Origin of the sequence: Marinifilum sp., from assembly GCF_965230805.1 — a bacterium.
Classification (GTDB): Bacteria; Bacteroidota; Bacteroidia; order Bacteroidales; family Marinifilaceae; genus Marinifilum.
Genome location: NZ_OZ246019.1, coordinates 1,142,124 through 1,155,994 on the forward strand (window position 1 = coordinate 1,142,124; position 13,871 = coordinate 1,155,994).

The 13,871-nt window shown below is 36.5% G+C and carries 10 protein-coding genes and 1 pseudogene; 1 reads left to right on the top strand and 10 read right to left on the bottom strand.

Translation table 11 applies throughout. The features are described 5' to 3' along the window. Positions 1 to 379 precede the first annotated feature (379 nt). Positions 380 to 1,075 carry a DNA-binding domain-containing protein gene (locus tag ACO05S_RS04395; RefSeq protein WP_421920325.1) on the top strand — a complete coding sequence of 232 codons (696 nt, stop codon included), beginning with the start codon at positions 380 to 382 and terminating at the stop codon, positions 1,073 to 1,075. Positions 1,076 to 1,733: 658 nt separating this feature from the next. On the opposite strand, the pseudogene ACO05S_RS04400 reads toward ACO05S_RS04395, so the two are convergent. The 10 genes and pseudogenes from ACO05S_RS04400 to ACO05S_RS04445 form a co-directional block, all read right to left on the bottom strand. Next, positions 1,734 to 3,916 (bottom strand): annotated as a pseudogene (locus ACO05S_RS04400) (S46 family peptidase). 19 nt (positions 3,917 to 3,935) lie between these two features. Next, positions 3,936 to 4,514 carry a Maf-like protein gene (locus ACO05S_RS04405; protein WP_421920326.1) on the bottom strand — a complete coding sequence of 193 codons (579 nt, stop codon included), beginning with the start codon at positions 4,512 to 4,514 and terminating at the stop codon, positions 3,936 to 3,938. A 228-nt stretch (positions 4,515 to 4,742) separates the two neighbouring features. Continuing rightward, positions 4,743 to 5,696, bottom strand: coding sequence for a UbiA family prenyltransferase (locus ACO05S_RS04410; RefSeq protein WP_421920327.1), 954 nt, complete (start codon positions 5,694 to 5,696; stop codon positions 4,743 to 4,745). An 88-nt stretch (positions 5,697 to 5,784) separates the two neighbouring features. Continuing rightward, a complete protein-coding gene (locus tag ACO05S_RS04415) occupies positions 5,785 to 6,312 on the bottom strand; it encodes a KdsC family phosphatase (protein ID WP_421920328.1) in 528 nt (175 codons plus the stop codon). A gap of 80 nt (positions 6,313 to 6,392) precedes the next feature. Next, positions 6,393 to 7,199: a Rossmann-like and DUF2520 domain-containing protein gene (locus ACO05S_RS04420; RefSeq protein WP_421920329.1), complete on the bottom strand. Its 807-nt coding sequence runs from the start codon at positions 7,197 to 7,199 to the stop codon at positions 6,393 to 6,395. Positions 7,200 to 7,203: 4 nt separating this feature from the next. Then, entirely contained in the window at positions 7,204 to 7,704 is a 501-nt protein-coding gene (locus tag ACO05S_RS04425) for a hypothetical protein (protein ID WP_421920330.1), read from the bottom strand. Positions 7,705 to 7,962: 258 nt separating this feature from the next. After that, entirely contained in the window at positions 7,963 to 9,153 is a 1,191-nt protein-coding gene (locus ACO05S_RS04430) for an OprO/OprP family phosphate-selective porin (RefSeq protein ID WP_421920331.1), read from the bottom strand. Positions 9,154 to 9,806: 653 nt separating this feature from the next. Then, positions 9,807 to 11,522: an acyl-CoA dehydrogenase family protein gene (locus tag ACO05S_RS04435; RefSeq protein ID WP_421920332.1), complete on the bottom strand. Its 1,716-nt coding sequence runs from the start codon at positions 11,520 to 11,522 to the stop codon at positions 9,807 to 9,809. A gap of 106 nt (positions 11,523 to 11,628) precedes the next feature. Further along, entirely contained in the window at positions 11,629 to 12,648 is a 1,020-nt protein-coding gene (locus tag ACO05S_RS04440; protein ID WP_421920333.1) for an electron transfer flavoprotein subunit alpha/FixB family protein, read from the bottom strand. A 99-nt stretch (positions 12,649 to 12,747) separates the two neighbouring features. Then, positions 12,748 to 13,623 (bottom strand): electron transfer flavoprotein subunit beta/FixA family protein, encoded by an 876-nt coding sequence (locus tag ACO05S_RS04445; protein ID WP_421920334.1) that lies wholly within the window; start codon positions 13,621 to 13,623, stop codon positions 12,748 to 12,750. Positions 13,624 to 13,871 lie beyond the last annotated feature (248 nt).

The window sequence follows — 13,871 nt, forward strand, 5'->3', positions numbered from 1 at the left end:
TTTAATTACTATTCCGCTTTATTTTTATTCCATTTTTCTGTAAAAGGTAAGCCCCTTGATATGTGTTGTAAAACACTTATTTTGCATTTGTTTTGTAAAGTACTGGAAGTGTATTGTAACTCTTATGAATTTCGGATGTTTGTGTTGCATATAATTATTCTAAATAAAAAATCAATTTGCATATCATTTTAATGTTTACTAGTTTCAGATGTTGATTTTATTAAAAGAACTAAAAATAATCTATTGGAGAGATTTAATTATTTTGAAATTATAATTTATGACTATTAAATCTTACACATGTATTGAGATTTTTAGACCGGGTGTGTTGTGCTTTTAATTTGCACATCATATGTAGTAATAATTTTTTAAATTTTATATTATGGAATACTCCTTGTATGATTGTATGTTAACCAAAGACAATCCCCATGATAAACTTGGGAAAGTGACAAACCAAAAGCCTAGAGGCTTTAAAAAATTATTGGATGACCTTACTGGTCCGGGTTCTATTTTAAAGGAAACGGAGTCGAAGGCTGTGATCGATAAGTATTGGGAAACCATTACCCAATATGTAAGCGAAGGGTATGCTTATCACGATGATTATATTAGTGTGAATTTGGATATCGCAGGTGTTTTCGAGGATGAAAACGATAGGTTCGATCCATTGCGTCATAGTATTAATGTGAGCATTGTGCCATGTAATAACCTAAAGGCAGCTACTCAAAACATTAAGCCAACTTATGTGGAACCTAACAACGAAATACCAGTTATTCAAAAAGTATATGATTGGGGTACTGAGAAAATCGATGAATTTCTTACACCGGGAGCTGCACTTGAAATAGAAGGCAAGGCACTTAAGATTTACGAGGATGTAGATGGACAAGGTGTATTTTTCATCAACAAAGCCGACGGAGTTGAAACCAAGGGTTCTATGCCAAAATTGAACGAACCTAAGAAACTATCGCTGAAAGTTCCTGCTCTAAATCCGGGAGAATACAGGATTGAAATTCGAAATACTACCAGAAATGGTAAATCTTTACGAATAGGAATTTCAACGGCATATTATACCGTGCAGTAGGCTGTACTTACTGAATTTACTTAAGATTGCCCGTATCTGTTTTAAAGGTACGGGCAATTTTATTTCTAATTTTCCTTGAGCAGGGGCATGCTCCTATCGAGAGCAGGGGCATGCTCCTATCGAGAGCAAGGGTGTGCTCCTATCGAGAGCAGAGATGTGCTTCTACTGAGAGCAAGGGTATGTTACTATCGAGAGCTAGTGTGAAGAGTGTTAATAAAACGAATTAAAGTTTTTGAAAAGATTTTTCTTTTTACAAGGCAAGGTTTACAGGCATAGCCGTAGCTACAGCGAAAAAGCTTAACGCTGTAGAAAGGAAAATAGGTCAAAAAATTAGTTCGGGGAATTAGCATTCTTTACACTAGGCTGTGCTCATAAACAAAACACGGTTTAAATAACGTGAGTTCGACGTAAAATTCATTCACAGTTTGCACTGATTTTGAGTAGAAATTTTATCAAATTTTCGAAGGAATATCGGGATATTTCAAGAAGATTTGAGGAAATTTATGCCGAAAGCAGGCTAACACATAATGGAAAGTTCTCTTTACGACATCTTCACATTAAAAATTCCTCAAAATAGCACGCTATTCTTTCCAAATTTTTAATGCAAATCTATCCCAAATAGAACTTTCTGTGGATAGAATTTTACGTCGAACTCACGTTATTTTACAATGTTCATTTCATCAAGCAAATAACCTGCACCAGCAAATTTGTCTACAATAAACAGAACATATCTAATATCCAGTGATACATTTCTACAAATCTCCGCATCGTACATCAAATCAGACATAACACCTTCCCAAGCACGGTCGAAATTCAATCCGATCAACTCACCATTTGCATTTAAAACCGGACTTCCTGAGTTGCCTCCCGTGGTGTGATTTGTAGCCGCAAAACACACCGGCACTTCTCCTTTATCATTGACATAATCCCCAAAGTCTTTTGCTTTATGCAAGTCTCGCAATTTTTGAGGGACATCATAATCAAAAATTTCAGGATTATCTTTTTCAATAATTCCTTCAAGTGTTGTATAATACTCAAATTGAACTGCATTTCTTGGCTTGTAACCCGATACTTTACCGTAATGAACCCGGAAAGTTGAATTTGCGTCAGGATAAAATACTTTTTGAGGCTGCATTTCCATCAAACCCGCCATGTAAGTGCGTTGTAGCTTATCAATTTGATGCATTATTTTATTGTAATGCGGAGCTATTTTCGAGGCATATAAAAACGAGATGCTATTTGATAATACAAACAAAGGATCCTTACTTAATTTCTTAGCCTTAGAAACTTTATAATTCTCGATAAACTGATCGAGCTTCGATTGACTGGCAAATATTGATTTTGAAAGTGCCTTTTCAGCGAACGCTTTAAAATCGCCTTTGTATTTTTTTCGGATATTCTTTATCTCTTCAGGTAAAAACTCATCAGATAAATTATCGCTATACATTTTCAAACTTGCTGCCAATAGATTCTTTTCTGTTGGTAAGTTAAAATTCTTGAAGAATTTTGCACTTTCCTTCTTCAATTTATCCAATTCAGCTTGAAGCTTGACAGCATCTTCTTTTTTAAGAGTGGATAAGTTTATGAATCCACTAGCTAAACCAACGGTTTCAGCTCCTCTAAATCCAGCTTCAATTGCATAATCTTTAGCTAAGCTAAGTGGAGTTACCTTTTGATAGTATGATTCCAATTCACTTAATATTCCTCCATATTTCTTCTTTAAATCAGCAGAAGAATTAGCCCATTTCAAGAATCTTCTCTCCAATTCAATCTTTTTATTAATCGCATCCAATCTGCGAAGGCCTTTTATTTCGCCCTGCCATCTTTTCCACGAGTTAGCAACTCCGGCATATTTCGCTGAATATTGAATTCGAACCAATGGCGACGCATCCATATCCGCTCGCATCAAATCCAATTTCTTGGTTCTGATTTTGATTTTGTGTGGATTATTCACCTCGGTCATCATTTTTAATGCATATGATGGAAGATATTCAGTAGTGGTTCCAGGATATCCGAATACCATTGTAAAATCGTCTTGATTTACACCTTTTAATGAGATCTTAAAGGATGTTTTGGCTTTAATGGCACATTATCTTTCGAATATGATGCCGGCTTATTGTCTTTCCCAGCGTAAATTCTAAACATTGAGAAATCTCCTGTATGCCGAGGCCACATCCAGTTGTCGGTATCGCCGCCAAACTTACCAATTGCTGAGGGAGGAGCACCTACCAAGCGCACATCTTTAAAGATTTCGTAAACAGACATGAAATATTGGTTGCCTTTGAAGTAAGCCTTTACACTCGCTCTATAATGAGTTCCTTTTTCTGCTTCCTGCTCAATTGTTTTGATGTGTTTTTTAATCAAGTTCTGACGATCCTCTTCTTTCATATCATCAGTAATACCATCTAAAACTTTTTTAGTAACATCTGCCATGCGAATTAAAAACGAAGCTGTAATGCCCTCATTTGCCAACTCTTCCTCACGACTCATTGCCCAAAAACCATCTTTCAAATAATCGTGCTCCAGACTTGAATGAGATTGGATTGCCCCATATCCACAGTGGTGGTTGGTAATCATCAAACCCTGATCGGAAACCAATTCACCCGTACAAAAGTGACGAAAAGGCCTTCCTTCTCTACCCAATCCAACCACAGCATCCTTTAAACATGCTTGGTTAATGTTGTAAATATCATCAGCAGTAAGCTTAAATCCTGCTTTCTGCATATCCTCAATATTATACTTCTTTAATAACATAGGAATCCACATTCCCTCATCTGCTTTAAGCTTGTTTCCAATTAACAGCAATACTGCCATTAGAAGCATACTAATATTTCTATTCATTGTTTTTGTTTGTGTTTAATTAGAATTTATACAGTTCTTCATACAATCTTTGAATTGGCAAACCAACAACATTAAAGTAAGACCCTTCAATGCCATCAATGCCAATAAAACCAATCCATTCCTGAATGCCATAAGCTCCGGCTTTATCGAAAGGTTTATAATTATCGATATAATAATCTATTTCCTGCCTTGACAATTTCTTAAAATGAACATTTGTAGTAGTGGCAAAACTCACTCTTTTATCCTTACTTTTTAAGCAAACTCCACTAATCACTTGGTGTGATCTTCCTGATAATGCACTCAACATCTTATATGCATCTTCTCTATCCTTTGGTTTACCAAGAATCCATTCATCAATACATACAATTGTATCGGCAGTAATTACCAATTCATTGTTTGTAAAATCAGATTCGAAAGCAGAGGCTTTTAATTCTGCCAAATAAACAGGAATCTCTTCTGCTAATAATCCTTCAGGATACACTTCATCCACCTCTTTTGTCCTGATTTCAAACTCTAATCCCAGATCCATTAGCATTTGATGCCTGCGCGGTGATTGAGAAGCTAATATTAAATGATAATCTTTAAGATTATTCAACATGACGATAGTAATTATGGAATTAGAAACGATAAGTTATGAGTTGCTTTCAACAAGTAATCGTTTGTATTGTTCTTGTATAAAATAATACACCAGGCTAAGGTTTTAGTATTTCCGTGGTATCATTTGCAAGGATAAAGATTCATTACGGTATAGAAAATCTGAAAACAATTCGTATGGTAAATTTAAATGACTTTGACATTACTATAATTTCATCTGTTTATACTTTTTTTATAATTTATCAACCATATACTTCACCACAAAGGCATAAGATATTCCTGCCAAAAATGCGAATTGAAGTAAAAAACCACCCAGTTTAAAAAGGTCGCCTTCTTTAAACTTAGTTACACAATAAGCCAATAAAAATAATGGTAATATAATTAGCATGCCAAAGTACCAAGGTGTAATTTTATCCATTGGGGCATTTAAGAATTGAAACCAAACACCGAAAACTGATACTGACAGGAATAATATCAATACCACTACAGTTACTTTTGTCCACTTTAAGCCAATAACAATAGGTAAACTCTGCCTGTGTATTTCCCTATCTCCTTTTAAGGAGAGCATATCTCGAATAAATCGAGCAATCAACATCCCAAAAAAAGCGAAGAATGAGAATGCACCAACCCAATACAGCAAATAATTAAAATTTGTTTTTGAAGCTAATAAAACATCGGCATAGGTTTTATTCAAAGGTGGAATTTCGTAAACCACTACCAGAAATGGAACTGCGGCAACAAGCATTGCCATAAGAAAACTCCCTAACAAAAAGTAATATTTGTAAGAAGTTGAATAAAACCAAAGCAAACCTCCAGCCATAAAAAAGATAAAAACAAACTGCCAGTGCCCTATTCTATAAGATACATATCCGCCCAATACAATTGAAATGCCAGTTAAAACCTGGTGCAGTACCAAAGTAATTCTCCTGCTTATCTTTCTACCTACAATTACATCCTTTTTGTTAAAACGATCGGCCTTTGTATCGAAATAATCATTAATAATATAACCAGCCGCTGCCATACAAACAGTAGCTAAAACCAAAATGGCAAAATTAATATCAGAAAACTGCAGTTTAATCTTGTTAATCCCCAAAATTGGTTTTATAATAAAATATCGCATTACGCACTGAACCAATGCAATAATCAGCAGGTTAGGAAAACGAATTAGCCTCAAAAAGTTGCTCATGATTTTAGCTTTTTATCAAATCAACATCTAATCTGTAATCTTTTTTCTATCAAAACCAGGTATAAATCATCACCCACTCTTAATTACTTTAAATACTTTGAATATTCGTATCAGATTCGTACCAATTGGAATGAGCTCTTAATACCTGCTCGATTACATCACGAACACATCCAAATCCTCCATCTTTATCGGATATGTAACTGGATATGGCTTTAATTTGTTCGACTGCATTTGCAGGACAAGTAGGAAGCCCAATTCTTTTCATCACCTCGTAATCAGGCAAATCATCACCCATATACATGATATGGTTGGGATCTAGCTTGTGCTTGGCTATAAAATCTTCAAAATCTTTAATCTTATTCTTCGAAGCCATATAAATATCGGTCATTCCCAAACCACGATAACGTTTTTCAACAGCAGCAGAAAAACCACCGGTAATAATGGCTACAGGATAACCTTTTTTTATTGCATACTGAATGGCATATCCATCCTTTGTGTTGGCAGTGCGCAACATTTCGCCATTCGAGTCAATCACAATCGATTCGGTTGAAAGTACTCCATCAACATCAAAAATGAAAGCCTTCACTTTCATTAAATCTTCCTTAAAAAAAGCCATATTATTTAGATCTATTTATAATTATTCGTGTTAAGATATTTGATCTTTTAGCCAATAGATGGATAAAACTGCGAGCACAATCATTTATTCTTCATCCGCTCGCTATTCATTTCATTATGCATCTTAAAAATGCTTTCACTGACAAATCTATATAATTTTTGAAAATCAGGTAAACCTTTTAACTCATTCTCATGACATGCCATAATTTCTTTATCGAATCGGATGGCAGGTCCCGTTTGTGCCTCCATTGGATCATGATCCTGCACTTTTGCTGCCGTTTCCTTGATTAGCGGTTTTAACAAATCGAAATCTACATCTTTTTCGGCCAACAAACTTTGCCCAATGCTGTACATATGATTGGCAAAATTGCAGGTAAATACAGCCGAAAGATGCAACTGTTTTCTTTGCTCGGAATTGATAAGATGTATGCTATTTGAAATCCTCTTTGCCAAGTCCATTAAATCCATTTGCAAACCTATATGATTGGATTCGATACAAATGGGAATATCTGAGAAATCGAGCTTTCGATTTTTAGTAAAGGTTTGTAATGGATAAAACACCCCATAACACTCCGCATAGTTATCAAATACATCCATAGGAATGCTCCCTGCGGTATGCACTACACTTGTAATTGGAATTGACATTTGATCCAGAACCAGTTGCAAAGCTTTATCGCTTAAAGCAAAAATATACAAGTCGGCATTCCCGGCCAAGTTCTTGACTTCGGTTAGCGGAGTAGAATTGACTTTATTGGCCAAAACAGAAGCCGACTGCACACTTCTGCTGTATACCTGCCGGATGTTTACTCCAGCATCATGTAATGCAATGGCCAAGTGTGTAGCCAAGTTTCCTGCTCCCAGAATAACAACACTATTAATCATACTCATAATTTTACTTTATGCCCAACTCCTGTGGCGATGCAGCAATTTTCTTTAAAGGAACTTTTCCTTTATCAATCATCCCAAACAATTTATGGCATCCTTTTACCAAATCATCATACATATCCTCGGCAACTAAAACCAATCTACCATCTAAAAAATCAAGATGATTTGCCTCGCCTGGCTGATTGGCTCTTGAGCAAAGCAGTAAAGAATTACTTGGCACAAAAGAATGAGTGAGTTGGTTTCTGAGTTTATCGTACAACCAATGGTCTTTATTTACCGCACGGTATTCGTTGCCCATCAGGATATTTAATGATTTTGAAAATCGTTTTGATGATTGGGCACGGGCTTTTAGTGGTTTGTTATCCATAAAACATCCGAGTGCTTCAATGGCTTGTCCCATAATGATAAACGAAAAAAAATAGAATCCCTCATTCTGAAGTCGTCCGATTTCATCAATAAAAATTCGTTTAATAAATTCCTTTTCTTGTTCGGCTTGCGATTTATCCATGCAACAAATATAATTATAATAAGGTGAGTTTGATGTTATACCAGTATTAGCATGAAAAGCAAGATTGAAAAGTTTGTTTTTTTGTGCTTAATCGACAGATTCCACTTCCGTTCGTTGACTTGATCGCAATTGATACTGCTATAAAACACCTAACCGCCTTTGCTGTCCATTCGGCGGTTAAGATGGTATTTTAAGTATTGATCAGCGAATCTGTTGTGATTAAATCAGGCGATTGGCCTTTGGGTAAGATTTTGAATCTTAAAACGAAAATTGCAAACGAGTTTGAATCATATTAAAATTCTCTTCACCGTTTAATGCATTCTCATCCAAATCGACATTTGTAAATTGGAATTTCACCAATACGTTGTGATTCGCATACCAAGTACCACCAAGGCTAATATCTTCTTGCTTACCCCCCAAAAGCAAAGCATTGCTATCGTTCAAGTCGGTTTGATTATAGCGCGCCATCAACTCCACCGAGCCAGGCTTCGGTTTCGACAAGCGAGCTGATTTCATTTTGTACTTGCAGTTTCCACCTTTCACAAGCCATCCTATTTGCGTGTAGAAACCATGAGCCGAATAATCCTTCCCAACATTTCTTGAAACATTTGCATTTACGAATTCCCCTTGCATTGAAACAGGTCCTAAAGCAGCTATCATTTCAAATGCAACTTTTATTTGCTTGTCTGCATCATCAATCTTGGCATCGATAAATCTTCTTTCTTCGATGTGAGTTGCAGCTCTGGAGCAATAACGAATTGACTTTGGTTTTTCCTGTCCAAGCTCATTAAAACCTGCAGCATCAGCTGTCCTAAAAATACCTGACGTCCCTACATGAAAAATTCCTTTATCGGTGTGGATAGGAGAAAATACGAATCTAGAGGTCATCCCAAATCCTTCATCCCCGGCAGTATCGTCATTCACATCACTCCCAAATAAGCCAGCTTCCCAAAATACTTTTTCGCTCCAACTTGCATAGGAAACTCCCAAATTCCTGCCCGGACGAAATGCCTCAACAGTACTTGCAAGATGCATAAATTTAGTTGTTTTTGAGCTTTCGGTTTGCTCGATGCCAAAAGGTTCCAAAAAATGTCCTGCCTTCACAAAACTATTGCCATTGATTCTATACAGTAAAAAAACATCCTTTAGGCACACGTTTCCATTACTAAAACCAATATTAAATTTTGCCTCCCATTTTTTCCATAGCGTAGCTTTCATTAAAAAACGAATGTCTCGAATCTCAGACCCTGCCCCCAAATCAGTTTTATCATCAAAGTAAGCTGCTGCATCCATCAACAATCGTCCACCCACTCCAAATGAAAACTGCCCATCATCAGTCGCCATTTGTACAGTGCCATTTTCGACATGCGATTTTAAAACATTAGATTTTTGTGAAAATAAGGTTCCCGATAAGAACAAAAAAAAAGACAATAAGTAATACTTTTTCATTAGTAGGTTGTTTAGAATGGTTTGTAAAAAACTGGCTTTTTACAAATTGTATGGTTAATTAAAGGCTGAACTGTCTGAAAATAATGCATAAAAAAAGGAATCGCCTAATGAGATACTACCCACAACAGCAAGGACATTTTCTTTACATTTTAAACTCTAGATTTACGTATAGCAATTGGTTGCCATTAAAAGTTTTTTGTTTATAGCTAAAAGCTTGTTGATTGACTAACTTTTTCAAATTTCCTTTGGGGATCTTAGCCTATTACAGGCTAATCACAGCAAAAATAAGCTCGCTTAATTTCAAAATTGCGTCTGCTCTTTTTCATCTGTTGCATTAAAGTGATAGCTGAAAAAGTCTTTTTCTTAGGGAGTAAATTCAGATTTTTCTATGCTAGTGCTGCAAAACCTATAAATAATGCAAGAGGTTTGATATTTTTTTACTTTCATTTGGTATGTTTTAGCAGTGTGTAATCTTGACGCAATTATAATGTCACATTTTCTTAATGGAACGGCGCAAAATTAATCTCTTCGCATAGAATAGTACTAATAGATATTTTAAGGAATTGTTAATTTTTAGTTGACGATTAATTAGTACATAAACAAAAAGAGGTTCCCGAAATGGAAACCTCTTTGAACCTTAAGCTTAAACTTAATTATTTCTTGAAAATACCTAAATCTTTCAATTCTGAAGACATGATGTACTCAAGGTGTGAAGCAACTTTTGCTTTACCCATTTTAATAAATACTTCAGCTGAAGTAAGGTATTTGACATTTCTTGCAGTATCGGTTAACAGCAAGTAACCCATGATAATGTAACCTGCCATTTCAACCAAACGACGAGCATGGAAATCAAGGAAATCGTTGTGATCAGCAGTAGCATTAATCTCATTTACTTTAGCTACAGCCTCTTCGTACTTGGCAGTCATGCCTTTTAAGGTAGTTCTTAAGTACTCGTACTGTGGATTTAAATCAGAAGCTTCGTACTCTTTGATTTGTCCTAAGTAAGCACCTGTGGTTACCCCACGAATTGCAGCAACAACTTGCAACTGAGAAGTTCCTTCGTAGATATTGGTAATACGAGCATCGCGAACCAAACGCTCAATTGGGTAATCTTTCATGTAACCCGAACCAGCATGAACCTGCAATGAATCGTATGCAATTTCGTTACAAAACTCCGAAGCAAATAACTTCAACAATGGAGTAAATACATCAGCCAATTTCTGATATTTTTTCATATCCATTCTCTCTTCTTTATCTAAAGAACGATCTTGAGAAATGTGAAAATATGCTTTGTAAACATCAACAAAACGAGATGTTTCATATAGAACTGAACGAGAAGCATTCAATTTAGCTTCCATATTGGTAAGCATTTCGTAAACTGCAGGAAATTCGATAATTGCTTTACCAAACTGACGACGTTCTTTCGCATAAGCCAAACCTTCGCGATAAGCAGCTTCAGCAATACCTACCGACTGAGCACCTACTCCTAAACGTGCACCATTCATCAATGACATCACATACTTGATCAATCCCATTTTACGTGAGCCAACCAATTCAGCAGGAGCATTGGTAAATACCAACTCACAAGTAGGCGAACCAATGATACCCATTTTATGCTCGATACGACGAACCTTAACAGCCATGTGTTTCTTATCGTAAATGAACATAGAAAGACCACGACCATCAGAAGTTCCTTCTTCAGAACGAGCAAGAACCAATGAAACATCACCATCACCGTTAGTAATGAAACGCTTCACACCGTTCAAATACCACTGATCTTCTTCTTTGTTGTAGGTAGCTTTTAACTGTACAGCCTGAAGATCTGAACCAGCATCCGGCTCAGTCAAATCCATAGCAGCAGTAGCACCTTTAGCAAAACGAGGAAGGTATTCAGCTTTTTGTTCTTTCGAAGCAAACTCGTGAATGGTTTCAGCACAATCCTGAAGTCCCCAGATGTTTGCAAAACCACCATCGGCACGAGATACCAACTCAGCAGCCATTACGTAAGGTACAATTGGGAAGTTCAAGCCATCATACTCGCGAGGAAGAGACATACCAATTAAACCAGCTTTGGTTAAAGCTTCGTGGTTTTCAGCAGTACCCTTAGCGTAGATAACACGGTCGTTTACAACCTGTGGACCTTCTTGATCGACACCTTCAGCATTTGGACCGATGATATCACCACAAATCTCACCTACAATCTCTAATGTACGATCGTAAGAATCCATTGCATCCTCAAAATCAAGAGGAGCATAATCATACTTGTCTTTATCTTCGAAGTTGCGCTCTTTAAGTGCAACAATTTTTTTCATTAAAGGATGTTCCAAATGGAACTTCATATCCTCGTTATCTCTATAGAAATTAGCCATTTCCTTTATTTTTAAATTCTTAATAAAGCCCTTAGCTTTTGGCTATTGGCCAATAGCTATTATTGGTTATTACCGCTAATAGCTAAGTGCTAACGGCTAACAACTATTATTTTGTATTTTCTTTGTATTGCTTAATCATTTTAGGTAACACCTCTGCAATATCACCAGTAATTACATAATCAGCGAAAGCGTTGATCGGTGCATTTTTATCGGTATTGATCGCAATTACCATTGCCGATTCTTCCATACCTGCAGTGTGCTGAATCTGACCCGAGATACCACATGCGATATACAACTTAGGACGCACTGTAACACCAGTCTGACCAATTTGACGCTCGTGAGAAGCAAATCCAGCATCAACAGCAGCACGTGAAGCTCCTACTTCACCACCAATTACTTCTGCCAATTCAGTTAATAGGTCGAAGTTCGCTTTTGAACCTACACCATAACCACCAGCTACAATAATACCTGCGTTTTTGATGTTTACTTTTGACTTCTCCATGTGACGCTCGATTACTTTAATTACAAAGTCTTCTGGCTTCACATACTTTTCTACATCGATATTTTTAACTTTTCCTTTGTATGCATCAGATACAATTTCCTTCTTCATTACACCCTCACGAACTGTAGCCATCTGTGGGCGACAATCAGGGTTGATAATGGTTGCAACAATGTTACCACCAAATGCAGGACGAATCTGATACAACAAGTCTTTGTATTCTTTCTTGTTTTTCTTGTCTTCGTGGTCACCAATTACAAGACTTGTACAGTCAGCAGTAAGACCAGAGTGAAGAGCTGAAGAAACACGAGGACCTAAATCACGACCGATACTTGTTGCACCCATCAAAGCAATTTGAGGTTTTTCTTCTTCGAATAATTTTACAAGGATTGAGGTATGAGGAAGAGTTGTGTATGGGTACAAGCGCTTATCATCAGCAATCCACAGCTTATCAACTCCGAAAGGCATAATTTGCTTCTCAACACCTTTTAGATTTTCTCCAATTACGATAGCTTCTAACTCACATTTTAAATCGTCAGCTAGTTTTCTACCTTTTGTAAGAAGTTCAAGACTTACATCTGCAATCTGTCCTTCTTCTATTTCGCAATATACAAATACGTTATTCACGGTATAATCTTTTTAAAATTCCACTTATCAGTGAACAGTGTACAGTAAACAGTGAGCAGTTAATTAATAACTGGTAACTGATAACCGACAACTGATTTGTTATCCAATAGTGTGGTTAGCAATTAATTCTTTCATTAACTCATCCATATCAGCATCGGTTGGCTCAAGAACTTTAGCTTCTTTGGCTTGGAAAACTACGTTTTCTATCGATTTTACTTTTGTAGGTGATCCCGATAAACCTAACTCTTCAGCATTGGTTTCAATATCATTTACACTCCATTCACCAATATTCAAATAAGGACGATTATCGTGCAAAGCAATATAATCTTCAGTTGCATTTTGCATTTCGGAAACCGCTCTTGCATGCTTGTATTTCATTACAAATTTTGCGTTACGCGGACGACATTCAGGAGCAGAAGCATTTACCGTAACAACCATTGGCATTTTCCCTTCAACAGTTTCAACACCACGTTCTAAACGACGTTTAACAACAATTTTTCCCTTTTCTGCAGACATGATATCTTCTGCATAAGTAATTTGTGGTAATCCTAGTTTTTCAGCAACCTGCGGACCGACTTGAGCAGTATCACCATCAATTGCCTGACGACCAGCAATAATAACATCAATTTTACCCATTTTCTTAAGGGTACATGACAAAGCGTATGAAGTAGCCAATGTGTCAGAACCAGCAAATGCGCGGTCAGACAAAAGGATACCATTGTCGGCTCCGCGGTATAAACCTTCGCGAATAATTTCTGCAGCTCTACCTGGCCCCATGGTTAAAAGAGTAACCTCTGTACCCACGTATTTATCTTTCAAACGTAATGCTTGTTCTAATGCATTTAAATCTTCGGGATTGAAGATTGCCGGCAAAGCCGCTCTGTTCACAGTTCCATCCGCTTTCATAGCATCTTTCCCAACATTTCTCGTGTCAGGAACCTGCTTCGCAAGAACAACAATTTTTAAACCTTTCATTCTATATGTGTTTTTACATCAGTTTTAGACGTTAATTTATTGAGATACCAAAAAACAATTTCCCATGATGTTTATTCTGTACCTAGGTTAAATTAACTAATCACTAATTATTATTTCTATATTCAGGTTTGCTCATTTTACCATTGAATTCGGAAAATTCTGAGCTTAGCAAATATAAAGATTCGAATACTTAAAACAAATCTTAATTGCAAAGGCAAAACAAGCCTATTCAGACTTATTTATCTTTA

Coding starts and splice junctions, on each gene's coding strand:
- ACO05S_RS04435 (WP_421920332.1), bottom strand. CDS start 11,522: ATGGCTAATTTCTATAGAGATAACGAGGATATGAAGTTCCATTTGGAA.
- ACO05S_RS04430 (WP_421920331.1), bottom strand. CDS start 9,153: ATGAAAAAGTATTACTTATTGTCTTTTTTTTTGTTCTTATCGGGAACC.
- ACO05S_RS04415 (WP_421920328.1), bottom strand. CDS start 6,312: ATGGCTTTTTTTAAGGAAGATTTAATGAAAGTGAAGGCTTTCATTTTT.
- ACO05S_RS04420 (WP_421920329.1), bottom strand. CDS start 7,199: ATGAGTATGATTAATAGTGTTGTTATTCTGGGAGCAGGAAACTTGGCT.
- ACO05S_RS04405 (WP_421920326.1), bottom strand. CDS start 4,514: ATGTTGAATAATCTTAAAGATTATCATTTAATATTAGCTTCTCAATCA.
- ACO05S_RS04410 (WP_421920327.1), bottom strand. CDS start 5,696: ATGAGCAACTTTTTGAGGCTAATTCGTTTTCCTAACCTGCTGATTATT.
- ACO05S_RS04395 (WP_421920325.1), top strand. CDS start 380: ATGGAATACTCCTTGTATGATTGTATGTTAACCAAAGACAATCCCCAT.
- ACO05S_RS04445 (WP_421920334.1), bottom strand. CDS start 13,623: ATGAAAGGTTTAAAAATTGTTGTTCTTGCGAAGCAGGTTCCTGACACG.
- ACO05S_RS04425 (WP_421920330.1), bottom strand. CDS start 7,704: ATGGATAAATCGCAAGCCGAACAAGAAAAGGAATTTATTAAACGAATT.